16 protein-coding genes are annotated in these 17,001 nt (G+C 75.7%); 4 read left to right on the top strand and 12 right to left on the bottom strand.

What is annotated here, in order from left to right:
* Window positions 1-103: 103 nt before the first annotated feature.
* The 4 genes from ACI780_RS03290 to ACI780_RS03275 form a co-directional block, all read right to left on the bottom strand.
* A complete protein-coding gene (locus ACI780_RS03290) occupies window positions 104-1,639 on the bottom strand; it encodes an AMP-binding protein (protein ID WP_456870642.1) in 1,536 nt (511 codons plus the stop codon).
* 224 nt (window positions 1,640-1,863) lie between these two features.
* Complete coding sequence (locus ACI780_RS03285; RefSeq protein ID WP_456870643.1) at window positions 1,864-2,295, bottom strand: DUF1772 domain-containing protein; 432 nt, start codon at window positions 2,293-2,295, stop codon at window positions 1,864-1,866.
* The gene (locus ACI780_RS03280) at window positions 2,292-2,603 is read right to left on the bottom strand and encodes a hypothetical protein (protein ID WP_457000724.1); all 312 of its coding nucleotides are present in this window, start codon (window positions 2,601-2,603) and stop codon (window positions 2,292-2,294) included. Before ACI780_RS03280 ends, ACI780_RS03285 begins: the two co-directional genes overlap by 4 nt.
* Window positions 2,600-3,361: an SIR2 family NAD-dependent protein deacylase gene (locus tag ACI780_RS03275; RefSeq protein ID WP_457000722.1), complete on the bottom strand. Its 762-nt coding sequence runs from the start codon at window positions 3,359-3,361 to the stop codon at window positions 2,600-2,602. Before ACI780_RS03275 ends, ACI780_RS03280 begins: the two co-directional genes overlap by 4 nt.
* Window positions 3,362-3,624: 263 nt before the next feature.
* Here ACI780_RS03275 and ACI780_RS03270 point away from each other — a divergent pair, with 263 nt between their 5' ends.
* Genes ACI780_RS03270 through ACI780_RS03260 form a run of 3 tightly spaced genes read left to right on the top strand, consistent with a single transcriptional unit; the run spans window position 3,625 to window position 7,959 of the window.
* Entirely contained in the window at window positions 3,625-6,453 is a 2,829-nt protein-coding gene (locus ACI780_RS03270) for an aconitate hydratase (protein ID WP_457000720.1), read from the top strand.
* Between the two features lie 4 nt (window positions 6,454-6,457).
* Complete coding sequence (locus ACI780_RS03265; protein WP_457000718.1) at window positions 6,458-7,213, top strand: SDR family oxidoreductase; 756 nt, start codon at window positions 6,458-6,460, stop codon at window positions 7,211-7,213.
* Window positions 7,210-7,959, top strand: a complete 750-nt coding sequence (locus tag ACI780_RS03260; protein ID WP_457000717.1) for a sirohydrochlorin chelatase — start codon at window positions 7,210-7,212, stop codon at window positions 7,957-7,959. Before ACI780_RS03265 ends, ACI780_RS03260 begins: the two co-directional genes overlap by 4 nt.
* A 15-nt stretch (window positions 7,960-7,974) precedes the next feature.
* Here the strand turns inward: ACI780_RS03260 and ACI780_RS03255 are convergent, their stop codons facing one another.
* The 8 genes from ACI780_RS03255 to ACI780_RS03220 form a co-directional block, all read right to left on the bottom strand.
* On the bottom strand, window positions 7,975-8,256 hold the full coding sequence (locus tag ACI780_RS03255) for a hypothetical protein (protein ID WP_457000716.1): 282 nt from the start codon (window positions 8,254-8,256) through the stop codon (window positions 7,975-7,977).
* A 29-nt stretch (window positions 8,257-8,285) separates the two neighbouring features.
* Window positions 8,286-9,110, bottom strand: a complete 825-nt coding sequence (locus ACI780_RS03250; protein ID WP_457000715.1) for a sulfurtransferase — start codon at window positions 9,108-9,110, stop codon at window positions 8,286-8,288.
* Window positions 9,107-9,574, bottom strand: coding sequence for an SgcJ/EcaC family oxidoreductase (locus tag ACI780_RS03245; RefSeq protein ID WP_456870651.1), 468 nt, complete (start codon window positions 9,572-9,574; stop codon window positions 9,107-9,109). Before ACI780_RS03245 ends, ACI780_RS03250 begins: the two co-directional genes overlap by 4 nt.
* Window positions 9,575-9,617: 43 nt before the next feature.
* Window positions 9,618-11,510: an ABC transporter ATP-binding protein gene (locus ACI780_RS03240; protein ID WP_457000714.1), complete on the bottom strand. Its 1,893-nt coding sequence runs from the start codon at window positions 11,508-11,510 to the stop codon at window positions 9,618-9,620.
* A gap of 76 nt (window positions 11,511-11,586) precedes the next feature.
* On the bottom strand, window positions 11,587-12,360 hold the full coding sequence (locus ACI780_RS03235) for an enoyl-CoA hydratase/isomerase family protein (protein WP_456870653.1): 774 nt from the start codon (window positions 12,358-12,360) through the stop codon (window positions 11,587-11,589).
* Window positions 12,357-12,587, bottom strand: a complete 231-nt coding sequence (locus ACI780_RS03230) for a helix-turn-helix domain-containing protein (RefSeq protein WP_073420258.1) — start codon at window positions 12,585-12,587, stop codon at window positions 12,357-12,359. Before ACI780_RS03230 ends, ACI780_RS03235 begins: the two co-directional genes overlap by 4 nt.
* Window positions 12,588-12,747: 160 nt before the next feature.
* Window positions 12,748-13,128 carry an MmcQ/YjbR family DNA-binding protein gene (locus ACI780_RS03225; RefSeq protein WP_456870654.1) on the bottom strand — a complete coding sequence of 127 codons (381 nt, stop codon included), beginning with the start codon at window positions 13,126-13,128 and terminating at the stop codon, window positions 12,748-12,750.
* A gap of 17 nt (window positions 13,129-13,145) precedes the next feature.
* Window positions 13,146-14,747, bottom strand: a complete 1,602-nt coding sequence (locus ACI780_RS03220; RefSeq protein ID WP_456870655.1) for an ABC-F family ATP-binding cassette domain-containing protein — start codon at window positions 14,745-14,747, stop codon at window positions 13,146-13,148.
* A 131-nt stretch (window positions 14,748-14,878) separates the two neighbouring features.
* Here ACI780_RS03220 and ACI780_RS03215 point away from each other — a divergent pair, with 131 nt between their 5' ends.
* Complete coding sequence (locus ACI780_RS03215; RefSeq protein WP_457000713.1) at window positions 14,879-16,981, top strand: SCO7613 C-terminal domain-containing membrane protein; 2,103 nt, start codon at window positions 14,879-14,881, stop codon at window positions 16,979-16,981.
* Window positions 16,982-17,001 lie beyond the last annotated feature (20 nt).

Raw genomic sequence — 17,001 nt, 5'->3', positions numbered from 1 at the left:
CGGGCGCCCGTCCGGGCGCCACCCGGACCGGGGATCGACCGGTCCGGGTGACCTCCGGAGGGGTCGGCGAGCCGATCTCCCCCGCAGGGGGGAGGTCGCCTGCCTAGTTCACCTGGCGCCCGCCGGCCTGCCAGAAGGGCTCGCGCAGCTTGAACTTCTGGATCTTGCCGGTGGCGGTGCGGGCCAGCTCGTCGCGGAACTCGACCCGCTTGGGCGTCTTGTACCCGGCCAGCCGCGACCGGCAGTGGGCGATGATCTCCTCGGCCGTGGCGCTCTGCCCCTCGCCGAGCACGACGATCGCGGTCACCAGCTCCCCCCACTTCTCGTCGGGGATGCCGATGACGGCGACCTCGGCCACGGCCGGGTGGCTGAAGACGGCGTCCTCGACCTCGATGGAGGACACGTTCTCGCCGCCGGTGATGATCACGTCCTTCTTGCGGTCGGAGATCGTCAGGTAGCCGCCGTCGTCGATGCTGCCGCCGTCGCCGGTGTGGAACCAGCCGCCCTCCAGCGCCTCGGCCGAGGCGTCGGGGTTGTCCCAGTAGCCGGCCAGGACGGTGTTGCCCTGGGCCAGCACCTCGCCGGAGTCGCTGACCGCCAGCCGGGTGCCCAGCGCGGGGACGCCGGCGCGCGAGAGCCGCTGCGCGCGCTCCTCGGGCGGGAGCTCGTCGTACTCCGCGCGGGGCCGGTTGATGGTGAGCAGCGGCGCGGTCTCGGTGAGGCCGTAGATCTGGTTGAACTCCCAGCCGAGCTCGGCCTCCACGCGGGCGATCGTCTTCGACGGCGGCGGGGCGCCGGCCACGACGATCCTCACCCGGTCCCGGCCCGGGATCTCCCCGTCCCAGGTCGCGGCGGCCTCGAGGACGGCGTTCCAGACGGCGGGGGCGCCGGCCATCATCGTGACGCCGTGCCGCTCGACGCGGCGCAGGATCTCCGCGCCGTCGACCTTGCGCAGCACCACCTGGCGGGCGCCGACGCCGGCCATCGTGTACGGCAGCCCCCAGCCGTTGCAGTGGAACATCGGCAGCGTGTGCAGGTAGACGTCGCGGTCGCTCACCTGCATGTGCATGCCGAAGGTGACCGCGTTGACCCAGATGTTGCGGTGGGTCATCTGCACGCCCTTGGGCCGCGCCGTCGTGCCGCTGGTGTAGTTGATCGTGGCGGTGGCGTCCTCGTCGGGCTCGCCCCACGGCCGCGGCTCGGCGTCGAAGGCGAGCAGCTGCTCGTACTCCTCGCCGGTGCCGAACCGGTGCTCGGCCTGCACGGCCTTGAGCGAGGTCTCCAGCTCCGGGTCGACCAGCAGGACCTTCGCGCCCGAGTGCCCGACGATGTAGGAGACCTCCTCGGGGTTGAGCCGGAAGTTGACCGGCACCGCCACCCGCCCCGACGACGGGACCGCGAGCAGCACCTCCAGCAGCCGGGCGGCGTTGTGGCTGACGATCGCGACCCGCTCGCCCTCCCCCACCCCGAGCGCGTCGAGGCCGGCCTGCAGCGCGCGGCCGCGGCGGGCGAACTCCCGCCAGGTCGTCTCGCCCACCGGCGGCGCGGGCTGGTCCGGCTCGTCGACGACGCCGATCCGGTCGCCGTAGACGAGCTCGGCGCGGTCGAGGAAGTCGCGGGTGGTCAGGGGCACGCGCATGCCGGGCTCCCGGTGGCCAGGGCCGACCGGGGAGGCCGGTCGGCCGCTCGACGTGGTCCCCGTCACGCTAGCCGCCTCCGCGACGATCAGGTGACCTGATCGTGCAGCGTCCTCCCGCACGGTGGGCGGTGCGGGAGGACGCGCTGCGGTGCGGGAGGACGCGCTGCGGTGCGGGAGGACGTGCGGCGGTGCGGGAGGACGTGCGGCGGTGCGGGAGGACGGCGTCAGCCGGCCGTGGCGAGGACGGCCCAGGCCACCGCGGCGGTCCCCGCCGTCGCGGCGAGCGCGCGGACGGTGTCGGCGTGGCAGAGCCGGCGGTGGGTGACGGGGTCCCACCCGTGGCCCAGGTGCCGGTGCAGCGGGACGGCGAGCAGCGCGGTGACGGCGAGGACGAGCGCGAGGCAGGCGCCACCGACGAGCACCGGCAGCAGCGGCGTCCCGGCCGGCCGCGCGGCCAGCAGCCACAGCGTGGTGACGCCCTGACCGGCGAACAGCGGACCCACCACCCGGCTCACCCGCCGCTGGTGCGCCCGCTCGTAGGCGGGGAACGCATCGGGCGGCACCAGCGCGAACTGCGGGTAGACCAGCGCGCGCACGGTCCACTGGAACCCGGCGTAGGCCGCGGTCAGCGCCAGGTGGACGACGAGCAGCGTCACTGCTTCAGCGGCTTGCCGCGCCAGGTGAGGCTCTGCGCGTCGAGCGCGCGCAGCAGCGGGTCCCCCTCGGCGAGCACCCGCTCGGCCAGGGCGACCGCGCCGGCGAGCTGCTCGTCGGACAGCTGCGCGAACGCCGGGGACCGCCGGCGGTCGAGCACGTCGTACCAGCGGCCCCCGACGGCGTGGTCGAGCACGATCCGCCCGAAGCAGTGGTCGTTCGTCACCACCCAGCGGCCCGCGCGGGCCCGCCGCGGCAGCTCGCGCAGCACCAGCTCGCGGTAGCGGGCCTCCAGCTCGGCGCGGCTCACGCCGCCGTCCCCAGCAGCCGCGGCAGCGCCGTCGAGATGGGCTCGCGGACGACGAGGTCGGCCAGCCCGTCGTAGGGCGTGGGCTCGGCGTTGACGATGACCACGCGCGCGCCGTGCGCCGCGGCGACCTCGACGAGCCCCGCGACCGGGTACACCACCAGCGAGGTGCCGACGGCGAGCAGGACGTCGCAGTCGCCGGCCGCCTCCGCCGCGGCGTCGAGGACCCGCCCGTCGAGGGCCTGCCCGAAGCTGACCGTCGCCGACTTGAGGATGCCCCCGCAGACCAGGCAGGCGGGGTCCTCCTCGCCGGCGTCGAGGCGGGCCAGGGCGCTGTCCATCGAGGTGCGGTCCCCACAGGAGAGGCACTCGACGGCGTGGACCGTGCCGTGCAGCTCGAGCACCGCTCGCGGCGAGGACCCGGCGGCCTGGTGCAGCCCGTCGACGTTCTGGGTCAGCAGCGCCCGCAGCCGACCCTGGCGCTCCAGGTCGGCCAGCGCGCGGTGCCCGGCGTTCGGGGCGACGTCGCCGGCGCGCATCCCCGCCCGCATGCGCCACGCCTTCCGCCGGATCTCCGGGTCGGTCACGTAGTAGGACAGCGTCACGAGCTTCTCGGCGTCGGGGTCGCGGGTCCACACGCCGTTCGGGCCGCGGTAGTCGGGGATGCCGCTGTCGGTGGAGATGCCGGCGCCGGTCAGCACGGTGATCCGGCGGGCACCGGTGAGCCAGTCCGGGAGCGGGTCGGGCACGGCGCCGGTCACGTCGTCCACCGTAGGCAGCGGCGGGGCGGCCCGCGCAGGACCGGGCCGCCGTCCTGGCTCACCCCCGCGCGTCCTGGCTCACCGCCCACCGCGAGCCAGGACGCAGCACGATCAGGTCACCTGATCGTCCGCCGACGGCGGCCCTGAGACGCAGGTCACCCGGTGAGGGAAGGGTCGCCTCACCAGCGGTTCGCCGGCCCGGGCTGGGATGATGGCGGGTGGCATTCAAGCCCGATGGACTTCTCGAGGGTGAGGCGCAAGCAGTGGCAGCCAGCAAGGACAGCTTCGGCGCCCGGTCGACGCTCAGCGTCGCCGGCACCGACTACGACATCTACCGGCTCGACGCGGTCGAGGGCGCAGACCGGCTCCCCTACAGCCTGAAGGTCCTGCTCGAGAACCTGCTGCGCACCGAGGACGGCGCCGACGTCACCGCCGACCACGTCCGTGCGCTGGCGAACTGGGACCCCACGGCCGAGCCCGACCGTGAGATCCAGTTCACCCCGGCCCGCGTGGTCATGCAGGACTTCACCGGCGTCCCCTGCATCGTCGACCTGGCCACCATGCGCGAGGCCATGGCCGACCTCGGCGGCGACCCGAACCGGATCAACCCGCTCGCCCCGGCCGAGCTGGTCATCGACCACTCCGTCATCGCCGACGTCTTCGGCACCCCGGAGAGCTTCGAGCGCAACGTCGAGATCGAGTACGAGCGCAACGGCGAGCGCTACCAGTTCCTGCGCTGGGGCCAGGGCGCCTTCGACGACTTCAAGGTCGTCCCCCCGGGCACCGGCATCGTGCACCAGGTCAACATCGAGCACCTGGCCCGCGTGGTGTTCCCGCGGCAGGACGGCGACCGCGTCGTCGCCTACCCCGACACCTGTGTCGGCACCGACAGCCACACCACGATGGTCAACGGCCTGGGCGTGCTCGGCTGGGGCGTCGGCGGCATCGAGGCCGAGGCCGCGATGCTCGGCCAGCCGGTGTCGATGCTCATCCCGCGGGTGGTCGGCTTCAAGCTCACCGGCCAGCTGCCCGACGGCGCCACGGCCACCGACCTGGTCCTCACCATCACCGAGATGCTGCGCCAGCACGGCGTGGTCGGGAAGTTCGTCGAGTTCTACGGCGCCGGCGTCTCCGCCGTCCCGCTGGCCAACCGCGCCACGATCGGCAACATGAGCCCGGAGTTCGGCTCCACCGCGGCGATGTTCCCCATCGACGAGGAGACCATCGGCTACCTGCGGCTGACCGGCCGCTCCGAGGAGCAGGTCGCCCTGGTCGAGGCCTACGCCAAGGAGCAGGGCCTCTGGCACGACCCCTCCCGGGAGCCGGCCTTCTCCGAGTACCTCGAGCTCGACCTCGCCACGGTCGTCCCCTCGATCGCCGGGCCCAAGCGCCCGCAGGACCGGGTGGCCATCACCGACGCGAAGGCCTCCTTCCGGCAGGCGCTGCCCACGTACGCGCCGATCGACGAGATGCAGAAGGACGACGACGACGCCCCGCGCGACACCGAGTCCGCCGTCGACGAGGCGTCCGAGGAGTCGTTCCCGGCGTCGGATCCGGTCAGCCCGTTCGCGCACGGCAACGGTGATGCCGGCAAGCCGCACCACGTCGTCCCGAACCGCGTCCCGGACCGCCCCTCCAAGCCCACCCGCGTGGTGCTGGAGGACGGCACCGAGACCACCGTCGACCACGGCCACGTGGTCATCGCGGCGATCACCTCGTGCACCAACACGTCCAACCCGCAGGTCATGATCGGCGCGGCGCTGCTGGCGAAGAACGCCGTCGAGCGCGGCCTGGCCACCAAGCCGTGGGTGAAGACGACGCTGGCCCCCGGGTCGAAGGTCGTCATGGACTACTACGAGAAGGCGCAGCTCACCCCGTACCTGGAGAAGCTCGGCTTCTACCTGGTCGGCTACGGCTGCACCACCTGCATCGGCAACTCCGGCCCGCTGCCCGAGCCGGTCAGCCAGGCGGTGAACGACGCCGACCTCGCCGTCGTCTCGGTGCTGTCGGGCAACCGCAACTTCGAGGGCCGGATCAACCCCGACGTCAAGATGAACTACCTGGCCAGCCCGCCGCTGGTCATCGCCTACGCGCTGGCCGGGTCGATGGACGTCGACCTGAACACCGACCCGCTGGGGCAGGACGCCGACGGCAACGACGTCTTCCTGCGCGACATCTGGCCCTCCCCGCAGGAGGTGCAGCGGGTCATCGACGAGGCGGTCTCCGCCGAGCAGTTCGGCCGCAGCTACGAGGACGTCTTCGCCGGCACGCAGCAGTGGCAGGACCTGCCCACGCCCACCGGCGACACCTTCGCCTGGGACCCGGAGAGCACCTACGTCCGCAAGCCCCCGTACTTCGAGGGCATGCCGGCGCAGCCGGCGCCGGTCGGCGACATCACCGGCGCCCGTACGCTGGCGGTGCTCGGTGACTCGGTGACCACCGACCACATCTCGCCGGCCGGCTCCATCAAGGCCGACAGCCCCGCCGGGCAGTACCTGCGCGAGCACGGCGTGGAGCGGCGCGACTTCAACTCCTACGGCTCCCGCCGCGGGAACCACGAGGTCATGATCCGCGGCACCTTCGCCAACATCCGGCTGCGCAACCAGCTGGTGCCGGGCACCGAAGGCGGCGTCACCAAGAACCACCTGACCGGTGAGACGACGACGATCTACGACGCCTCGCGGGCCTACCAGGAGCAGGGCATCCCCCTGGTCGTGCTGGCCGGTAAGGAGTACGGCTCGGGCTCGTCGCGCGACTGGGCGGCCAAGGGGACGGCGCTGCTGGGCGTCAAGGCGGTCATCGCCGAGAGCTACGAGCGGATCCACCGCTCCAACCTCATCGGCATGGGCGTGCTGCCGCTGCAGTTCCCCGAGGGCCAGAACCGCGAGTCGCTGGGCCTGACCGGCGACGAGGAGTTCACCATCACCGGGATCACCGCCCTCAACGACGGCGAGACCCCGCGCACGGTCAAGGTGAAGGCGGGCGACGTGGAGTTCGACGCCCGCGTCCGCATCGACACCCCCGGCGAGGCGAACTACTACCGCAACGGCGGGATCATGCAGTACGTCCTCCGCTCGCTCCGGCAGGGCTGACCCCGTGGACCTGGGCCTGGGCGGTCGCGGGTACCTGCTCACCGGTGCGAGCCGGGGGCTGGGCCTCGCGACCGCCCGGGCCCTCGTCGCCGACGGGGCGCGCGTCCTGGTCAGCTCCCGCTCCGCGTCCTCGGTGGAGGCGGCCGTGGCGTCGCTGGGCGAGCGCGCCTCGGGTGTCGCCGCCGACCTCGCCGACCCGGACGCGGCCGAGCTGCTGGTCTCCCGGTCGCGGGAGGTGCTCGGGCGGGTCGACGGCGTCCTGGTCAGCGTCGGCGGCCCGGCACCGGGCACCGTGCTGGAGACGCCGGAGGACGCCTGGCGCGACGCCGTCGACAGCGTGCTGCTCGGCCCGCTGCGGCTGGTGCGCGCGCTGGTGCCGCACCTGTCCGAGGGCGCCGCGATCGGCTTCGTGCTCTCGACGTCGGCGCGCCAGCCGATCGGGCACCTGGCCATCTCCAACGGGCTGCGGCCCGGCCTGGCCATGACCGCGAAGGCGCTGGCCGACGAGCTGGGCCCGCGCGGGATCCGGGTCCTCGGGCTGCTTCCCGGCACGATCGCCACCGACCGGATCACCGAGCTCGAGGCCGCCTCGGGCGACCCCGCGCGGATGCGGGCGCGCACCGAGGCCGGCATCCCGCTGCGCCGGGTCGGCGAGCCCGACGAGTTCGGCCGGGTCGCCGCCTTCCTGCTCTCCCCCGCCGCGTCCTACGTCACCGGCACGATGGTCGCCGTCGACGGCGGCGTGCTCCGCGCTCCATGAAGAACCCCCTTGCCCCCCACCGCTCGCAGGCTCGCGGCGGGCCCCTGCAAGGGGGCCGTTCTCCGGTCCTGATCGCGTGTGCCCACGGCACCCGCAACCCGGCCGGGCGCCGACTGGTCGCCGAGCTGGCGCTGGCCGCCCGCCGGCTGCGGCCGGGCCTGGTGACGACGGCTGCCTTCGTCGACGTGCAGCCGCCCACCGTCGCCGACGTCGTGGCGGGGCTGGCCGGCGACGGGCGGCCGGCGGTCGTCGTGCCGCTGCTGCTGTCGGGCGGCTACCACGTGCACGTCGACATCGCCGGGGCCGTCGCCGCGCACGACGCCGTTGTCGCCGCGCGGCCGCTGGGCCCCGACCCCCGGCTGGCCGCGGTGCTCTCCGACCGGCTGGTCGAGGCCGGCGCCGACCCGCGCGACCCGCTCACCGCCGTCGTGCTGGCCGCCGCCGGGTCGAGCGACCCGCGGTCGGTGGCCGACGTCGAGGACACCGCCGACCTGCTGCAGCGCTCGTGGGCCGGCCCGGTCACCACCGGCTACGGCTCGGCCGCGCAGCCGCCGGTCGCCGACGCCGTGGCCGCGGCGCGGAAGGGCGGCGCCGAACGGGTCGTCGTCGCCTCCTACCTGCTGGCGCCCGGCCACTTCCACGGGAAGCTGGCGGAGGCCGGCGCCGACGTCGTCACCGCTCCGCTGCTGCCCGACGAGCGCATCGCCGCGGTCCTGCTCGACCGCTACGACGCCGCCGTCGGCTGACCGGCCGGGCCCTGCTCAGGCCTGCCAGCCGAGCGCCTGCTCCCCCACGACCAGGACCAGCACGAACACCGCCGCGGCGAGCACCGGCACGGCCAGCGTCCACCAGGAGCCGCGCAGCGCGAGGCGGGCCAGCCACGCCGCCAGCCCCAGCCAGAGCAGCCACAGCGGGACGAGCACCGGACCGGGGACGACCAGGCCGCCGGCGAGGTAGAACCAGCCGACGGCCAGGTGGGCGAGCCCGGACAGCGCGGCGAGCAGCAGCGGTCCGGCGGCGGGGCGGGCGGTCCGGGTGGGCACGGCGGCAGCATGGCAGGGCCGCCGCCGGCTCAGGCCGGATCGGGTCCCGTGGCCACCGGGCGGGACGGGTCGTTCGACCACTGCGACCACGACCCGGGCCACAGCGCCGCCGCGATGCCGGCCTCGGCCAGCGCGGCCACCTCGTGCGCGGCGGTGACACCCGACCCGCAGTAGACGCCGACCGTCGTCCCCGGCCGCACGCCCAGCGCGGCGAACCGCTGCGCCAGGTCGGGGCGGAACGTCCCGTCGGGGCGCAGGTTGTCCGCCGTCGGGGCGCTCACCGCACCGGGCACGTGCCCGGCCCGCGGGTCGACCGGCTCGACCTCCCCGCGGTAGCGCTCCCCCGCCCGGGCGTCGAGCAGCACCCCGCCCGCGCCCGGCAGCGCCGCCGCCTCGTCCGCGGTGAGCGTGGGCATGCCCCCGCCGGGGAGCACCACGTCCCCCGGCTCGGGGACGACGTCGCCGGTCTCCAGCACACCCCCCGCGGCCACCCAGGCGTCGAGGCCGCCGTCGAGCAGCCGGACGTCGGTGAGCCCGCCCCAGCGCAGCAGCCACCAGGCCCGCGCCGCGGCCAGGCCGCCGGTGGCGTCGTAGGCGACGACGGCGTCGCCGCTGCGGATGCCCCACCGGCGGGCCGCGGCCTGCAGGTCGGCGAGCGACGGCAGCGGGTGGCGGCCCTCCGCCGGCGACGGCGGCCCGGCGAGCTCGGTGTCGAGGTCGGCGAACACCGCCCCCGGCAGGTGGCCGGCCCGGTACCGCTCGCGGCCGCGGTCGTCCCCGAGCGCCCACCGGACGTCGAGCAGCACCGGCCGCGGGCCGGCCAGCAGCTCGCCGGCCCGCACCAGCACGCTCACCGCGCGGTGGCCAGCAGCCCGCGCAGCTCGGCGGTCAGCGCGTCCCGGGCGTCGCGGCGGCCCAGCCACGCCGCCGGGGTCGCCTGGAACAGCGTCGTCTTCCACCGGCCGCCGCCCTCGTCGACGGCGACCAGCGTGTGGATGCTGTGCAGGCCCGGGTCCACGTCGTCCTCCCCGGGCGGGATCATCCCGGCGTGCGCGTGCAGCACCGCGACGCCGTCGGCGATCGAGCGCACCGAGCGGACCAGGCCGACGTAGGTGGCCGTGGGGTGGCTGCCGAACACCCGCCGCAGGTCCGAGGCGATCGACAGCCGGCCGCTGACGGTCGTGCCGTCGTAGCCGACCATGTCGCCGTCGTCGGCGAAGACCGCGGCGACCGCCGCCCCGCTGCGCCGGTTCCAGCCGTCGACGAAGTCGGCGTACAGCGCGCGGATCTGGGCGTCGTGCGGGTGGGCGGACGTCACGGAGTTCCTCCTGGTGCAGCCGGTGCAGGAGGAACGCTAGTTGCTACGCCGCGTCGACCGTCCGACGCTCGCCGTCGGCGAACTGCGTCCGGTAGAGGTCGGCGTACCGCCCGCCGAGCGCCAGCAACTCCTCGTGAGTGCCCGACTCCGCGATGCGACCGTCGTCGACGACGAGGATCCGGTCGGCGCTGCGGATCGTGGACAGCCGGTGCGCGATCACCAGCGACGTCCGGCCGGCCAGCGCGGTGTCGAGCGCGTGCTGCACCGCCACCTCCGACTCGCTGTCGAGGTGCGCGGTCGCCTCGTCGAGGATGACGATCCCGGGCGCCTTGAGCAGCACCCGCGCGATGGCCAGCCGCTGCTTCTCCCCGCCGGAGAGGCGGTAGCCGCGGTCGCCGACGACGGTGTCGAGCCCGTCGGGCAGCGCGGCGACAAGCGCGGCGATCCGCGCGCCGCTCAGCGCCGACCACAGCTGCTCGTCGGTGGCCTCGGGCCGGGCGTAGAGCAGGTTGGCGCGGATGGTGTCGTGGAACAGGTGCGCGTCCTGGCTGACGACGCCGATCGCGTCGCGCAGCGAGGCCAGCGTGGCCTGCCGCACGTCGACCCCGCCGATGCGCACCGCGCCGGCGGTGACGTCGTAGAGCCGCGGCACCAGGTTGACGATCGTGGACTTGCCGGCGCCGGAGTGCCCCACGAGGGCGACCAGCTGGCCGGGCTCGACGCGGAAGGACACGTCGTGCAGCACCGCCGTCGGCCCGCCGTGCTCGGGCAGCGACACGTCCTCCAGCGAGGCCAGCGACACGTCCGCGGCCGCCGGGTAGCTGAAGGAGACGGCGTCGAACTCCACCGACCGGTCGTCGGCGGGCACCGGCACCGCGTCGGGGGCCTCGGCGATCATCGGCGGCAGGTTGAGCACCTCGAAGACCCGGTCGAAGCTGACCATCGCGCTCATCACGTCGACCCGGACGTTGGACAGCGCGGTCAGCGGGCCGTAGAGCCGCGACAGCAGCAGCGCGAGCGCGACGACGTCGCCCGGGGAGAGCGAGCCGGAGAAGGCCAGCCAGCCGCCGAGGCCGTAGACCAGCGCGGTGGCCAGCGCGGCCACCAGGGTCAGCGCGGTGAAGAAGGTGCGGCCGTACATCGCCGACAGGACGCCGATGTCGCGGACCCGCGCCGCTCGGCCGCGGAAGCTCTCCGCCTCGGCCGCGGGGCGGCCGAACAGCTTGACCAGCAGGGCGCCGGCGACGTTGAACCGCTCGGTCATCGTCGCGTTCATCGACGCGTTGAGCCCGTAGGACTCCCGGGTGATCTCCTGCAGCCGGCGGCCGATGCGGCGGGCCGGCAGCACGAACAGCGGCACCATGACCAGCGACAGCAGGGTGATCTGCCACGACAGCGTGAACATGACGCCGGCAGTGAGCACCAGGCCGATGACGTTGGAGACGACACCGGACAGGGTCGAGGTGAAGGCCTGCTGCGCGCCGACGACGTCGTTGTTGAGCCGGCTGACCAGCGCGCCGGTCTGGGTGCGGGTGAAGAACGCGACCGGCATCCGCTGCACGTGCTCGAAGACGCGGGCCCGCAGGTCGTAGATCACGCCCTCGCCGATGCGCGCGGAGTACCAGCGGGTGGCCACCGAGATGGCCGCGTCGACGACGGCGAGGCCGGCGATGAACAGCGCGATCCGGACGATGCCGCCCGCGGTGCCGTCGAGGCGGGCGATGCGGTTGACGATGTCGCCGGCCAGCAGCGGGGTCAGCACGCCGATCACCGACGAGCCGACGACGAGCACCAGGAACGCCGTCAGCTCCCGCCGGTAGGGGCGGGCGATGCCGAGGATGCGGCGCACGGTGCCCTTGGGCAGCTGCCGCGAGGTCACCGAGGGGTCCCGGCGGAACGAGCGCATGGCCGCCATGGAGGTCATGGGACTGCTCATGGCACGACCTCCTCCCGGCCGGACGGGAACCGGCCGCTGATGGAACAGCGGCCGGTCCCCGTCTGTTCCGGATCCCTCAGCCGCCCGCCAGCTCGGCCAGCCGGCGTGCCTGGGCGGCGCGCTCGGCGGCGTCCTGCGCCTCCGGGGGGTTGCGGACGGCGGAGCGGACCAGCGCGGCGGTCTCCCGGACGGCGCCGGCCGGCGGGGCGGTCAGGGCCGCCACCAGCGTCGCGACCGCCCCGTCGAGCTCCCCCGCCGGGACGACGGCGTTGGCCAGCCCCCACGACAGCGCCTCGGCCGCGCCGACCGGCCGCCCGGTCACGCACACCTCCAGTGCCCGCGCGTAGCCCACCAGCTCGGCCAGCGTGCTCGTCCCGGTCAGGTCGGGCACCAGGCCGAGCGTCGCCTCGGGCAGCCGCAGCGACGCGTCCTCGGTGAGCACCCGCAGGTCGCAGGCCAGCGCCAGCTGCGCGCCGGCCCCGATGGCGTGGCCCTGCACCGCGGCCACCGAGACGATCCCCGGCGAGCGCAGCCACCGGAACCCGGCCTGGTAGGAGCGGATGCGCTCCTGGGCCTGGTCGGGCGGCAGGGCGCCGAGCTGGCCCAGCCCGCCGGCGGTCGACGGGTCGGCGCTGAACAGGCTGCGGTCCAGGCCCGCCGAGAACGACCGCCCCGAGCCCCGCACGACGACGACGCGCACGCCGTCGTCGAGCGAGGCCCCGACCGCCGCCAGCGCCGTCCAGGTGGCCGGCGTCTGGGCGTTGAGCTGCTCGGGACGGTCGAGGGTGACGGTGAGGACCGCGCCGTCCCGGCTGGTGCGGACCCAGCCCTCGGTGTCGACCGCCGTCACGCGGTCTTCTTGCTGTTCCGGTTGGCACCGCCACGGCTGCGCAGGGTGGCACCGGACTCCGACAGGAGCCGGTGCACGAACCCGTAGGACCGGTTGGTCGAGGTGGCCAGGGAGCGGATGCTCTCCCCGCCGTCGTAGCGCTTCTTGAGCTCGTCCGCGAGGGACGTGCGGTCCCCGCCGGTGATCCGCTTGCCCTTGCCGAGGTCCGCCGTGCTCGAGTCGGCCATGACTCCCCTCCGTCGCCGCCGTCCGCGCCGGCCGGTGCCGGCGCGCCGGGTGCTGGTCCGCGTGGTGCCGCCGTCCCCGTGACGCCGGCCTCCCCGTCCGATGATCACCCAGTCGGGCGACCTCGGCCAGGCGAGGCGGGATCTGCGGGTCGGGTCGCCGTCACCGGCCCTCCAGCTCTTCCCGCAGCCGGCGCGGGGCGCGGCACCACCAGGCCTCGGTGAGCACCTCCTCGAGGTCCTCGACGGTGGCCCGCTCGACGTGCGCGAGCACCATCGGGTGCAGCCCGTAGCCGGCGACGGTGAAGAAGACCCCGGGACGGGCGGACACCAGCGCGTCGACCACGCCGGGGTCGGCGGTGCGCAGGCCCAGGGCCGGGCCGGACGGCGCCCGGTCGCCGAGCAGCTCGCGCTCGCCGCGGCGCAGCACGCGTTCCCAGGCGAAGGCCCGGGCGCCCACCCGCCACGACCGGGTGCGCCCCTCGTCCTCGACGGCGCCGGGCAGGCCCAGCGCGATGCGCCGCACGTCCTCCCAGCTCGCCACGGGTCCCCGCCGCTGCGCTACGCCAGCTCGACGAGGTCGGCGAGGTCCTCGCTCCAGGCGTCCTCGGTGCCGTCGGGCAGCAGGATGACCTTGTCGGGGTCCAGCGCGCGGACGGCGCCCTCGTCGTGCGTCACCAGCACGATCGCGCCGGTGTAGGTGCGCAGCGCGTCGAGGACCTGCTCGCGGCTGGCCGGGTCGAGGTTGTTGGTCGGCTCGTCGAGCAGCAGCACGTTGGCGCCGGAGACGACGAGCGTGGCCATCGCCAGCCGGGTGCGCTCGCCGCCGGAGAGCGTCCCGGCCCGCTGGTCGACGGTGTCGCCGGAGAACAGGAACGCGCCGAGGATGCGCCGCAGCTCGGTGTCGGTGCTCTGCGGCGCGGCCGCGCGCATGTTCTCCAGCAGCGACCGGTCCATGTCCAGCGTCTCGTGCTCCTGGGCGTAGTAGCCCACCCGCAGCCCGTGCCCGGGCCGCACCTCGCCGGTGTCGGGCACCTCGGTGCCGGCCAGCATGCGCAGCAGCGTGGTCTTGCCCGCGCCGTTGAGCCCGAGGACGACGACCCGCGTGCCCCTGTCGACGGCGAGGTCGACGTCGGTGAAGACCTCGAGGGAGCCGTAGCTCTTGCTCAGCCCCTCCGCGGTCAGCGGCGTGCGCCCGCACGCCGCCGGCGTCGGGAAGCGCAGCTTGGCCACCCGGTCCTGCTGGCGCACCGCCTCCAGGCCCGCCGCGAGCCGCTGGGCCCGCTTGTCCATGCTCTGCGCCGCCCGGGCCTTGGTGGCCTTGGCGCGCATCTTGTCCGCCTGCGCGGTGAGCGCGTCGATCTTGCGCTCGGTGTTGGCCCGCTCCTGCCGGCGGCGGCGCTCGTCGGTCTCCCGCTGCTGCAGGTAGGCCTTCCAGCCGAGGTTGTAGACGTCGACGGTCGCCCGGTTGGCGTCGAGGTGCCACACCTTGTTGACGACGGCGTCGAGCAGCTCGACGTCGTGGCTGATGACGACCAGGCCGCCCTTGTGCGCGGCGAGGAAGCCCTTGAGCCAGGTGATCGAGTCGGCGTCGAGGTGGTTGGTGGGCTCGTCGAGCAGCAGCGTCTCGGCGTCGGAGAACAGGATGCGGGCGAGCTCGACGCGCCGCCGCTGACCCCCGGAGAGGGTGCGCAGCGGCTGGCCCATCACCCGGTCGGGCAGGCCGAGGGCGGTGCAGATGCGGGCGGCGTCGCTCTCGGCGGCGTACCCGCCGAGGGCGGCGAACTGGTCCTCGAGGCGGCCGTAGCGGCGCACCGCGCGGTCGCGCTCGGCGTCGTCGGCGGGCTCGGCCATGGCCACCTGCGCCTTGACCAGCTGGGCCCTGAGGACGTCGAGACCGCGGCCGGACAGGACGCGGTCGGTGGCGCTGGTGTCGAGGTCGCCGCTGCGCGGGTCCTGCGGCAGGTAGCCGATCTCCCCGCCCACCTCGACCTTCCCGGCGTGCGGCAGGCGCTCGCCGGCGAGGGTGGTGAGGGTGGTCGTCTTGCCCGCGCCGTTGCGCCCGACCAGGCCGATGCGGTCACCGGCCTGCACGCGCAGGCTGATCTCGCTCAGGAGGATGCGGGCCCCGGCGCGCAGCTCCAGGCCGGTCGTGGTGATCACTGATCCCAGGGTAGGCGCCCGAACGCCGGAACCCGAGCGGATTGCCGGGTGACGTCCACAGCAGCCGGCGCCGTCCACAGCCGGGGTGAGATCGGTTCCGCCGGCGCCCGTCGCGCGTCACCATCCCGGCCATGAGCACGCCGACCTGGGCACCACCCTGCCCCGTCTGCGGGACGCCGGCCGTGCCGGCCCCCGCGCCCTGCCCCACCTGCGGGCTGCCCGCGGTGGCGCAGGCGGCGACGGTGGTGGCGCGGCTGGGCGCCACGATCGACGAGTTCGCTCGCGAGCGCGACGCCCTGCTGGCCACGCTGCGCCAGGCCGCCCGCACGGCGCCTCCTCCCGCACCGGCACGGGTCCCGGTCGTCGCCCGCGTGTCGGACCCGCCGGTCCCCGCGCCGCCGGCTCCCCGGCCGGCCGCGCCGCCGCGGCCGCCGAGGCCGCCGCGCCCCCGCCTGAGCCCGCAGCAGGTGCTCCTCGGGCTCGGTGCGCTGCTGGTGGTCGCCGCGGCCATCGCGTTCGTCGCCGTGGCCTGGACGCGGCTGGGGGTGACCTTCCAGGCCGTCGTGATGGGCACGGTCACCGCCGCGGCGTGCGCCGCGTCGGCGGTCGCCGCCCGGCGCGGGCTGCGGGCCACCGAGGAGGCCCTGGCCGCGGCCGGCGCCGCCCTGCTGGCCGTCGACCTCGGCGCCGCCCACGCGCTGGGACTGGCGGGCGCCGACGCCGTGCCGCTGCGGCTGTGGAGCGGGCTGTCCTGCGTCGTCGTCGGCGGGGCCGCGCTCGCCCTCGGCCGGGCCACCCGCAGCACGGTCACCTGGCCGCTGGTCGCGCTGCTCGCCGCCCAGCCCGCCGGCTGGCTGCTGCTGCCCGCCGGGCTCGCCGACGGCGCGGCGGGGACGGCGGTGCTGCTCGGCACCGCGCTGCTCGACGTCCTCGCGCTGCTGCTCCTGCGCCCCGCGCTGCGGCCGGTGGCGCAGGGCCTCGCCGCGCTGGGAGCCGCCGCCGGGGTGCTGCTGGGCGTGCCGCTGGCCTGGGACGGCGCACCGCTGGACTCCTGGCTCGCCACCGCCGTCCTCGCCGCCGCGGCCGCCGGCGCCGTCGCGCTGCTGCGCGAGCCCCGCACCGCCGCACACCTGCCCCCGCCGCGGGTGGTGTCGGGCGCGGCCGCCGCGATCGCGGCCGCGGCCCTCGCCGGGTCGCTGGCGGGTCTCGGCGTCGGCGGGGCGGTCGTCGCGGCCGGGCTGGGCCTGGTGCTGCTGACCGCGGCGGCCCCGCCGGCCACGGCCGCCACGGCGCTTGCCGCGCTGGTCGGCGCGGGCGGCGTCCTGGCAGGGGCCGGCGCGGCAGTGCTCGCCGAGGAGGGCCGCAGCGGCCCGCTGGCCCTGCTGGTGCTGGCCGCCGCCGTCCCCGCGGGGCTCGCCGCGGTGCTGCGCCCGGGCGTGCGGCCGGCCGCCACGGGCGCCGCGCTGGCCGCGCCGGGCCTGGCGGTGCTGGTGGCGCTGGAGGGCGATCTGCTCGCCCCGGTCCCCGCCGCACTGCTGCTCGCGCTGGTCGGCGCGGCGTCCTTCGCGGTCGCCGCGCTGCGCGCCCGGTTCCCGGAGGAGGCCGCCGCCGCGCTCGCCGGCACCCTGGCCGGCCTCGCTGCGGGGCTGGTCGCGGCCGACGCCGGCGCGTGGGGGCAGCTGGCGGTCGACCTCGCCGTCGTCGGCGCGGCCGCCGGCTGCTACGCCGTCGTCGCCCGCCGGCAGCCGGTCGCCGTGCTGGCGGTGGCCGACCTCGTCCTGGCCTGCTGGATCGCGGCGGCCGGCGCCGACGTCGGCACGCCGGAGGTCTACACGCTGCCCGCCGCCGCGGGCCTGCTCCTCCTGGCGGTCCCGGCGCTGCGGACGGGCGCGGTGTCCTGGGCCGCGGAGGGTCCGGCGGTGGCGGTGGCACTGCTGCCCTCGGCGCTGGTCGTGGTCGACGAGCCGACGGCCCTGCGGCTGGTCGGCGTCGTGGCCGTCGCCGCCGGGCTGACCGTCGCGGGCACGCTCACCCACCGGCAGGCGCCCTTCGTGGTGGGCGCCGCGGCGCTGGCGGTCGTCGTCCTCGGGCGGCTGGCGCCCTACGCGCCGCTGGTCCCCCGCTGGGTCACGCTCGCCACGGCGGGGTTGCTGCTGCTGGTCGTGGGCGCCACCTACGAGCGGCGGCGCCAGCAGGCACGGGAGGCGGTCGCCTGGGTGGCGCAGATGCGCTGAGCGGCCCCAACCTGGGGCCG

This window comes from Geodermatophilus sp. SYSU D00814, assembly GCF_054050055.1.
Note: the sequence above shows the minus strand (reverse complement) of the source record. Positions and strands in the feature narration are given on the sequence as shown.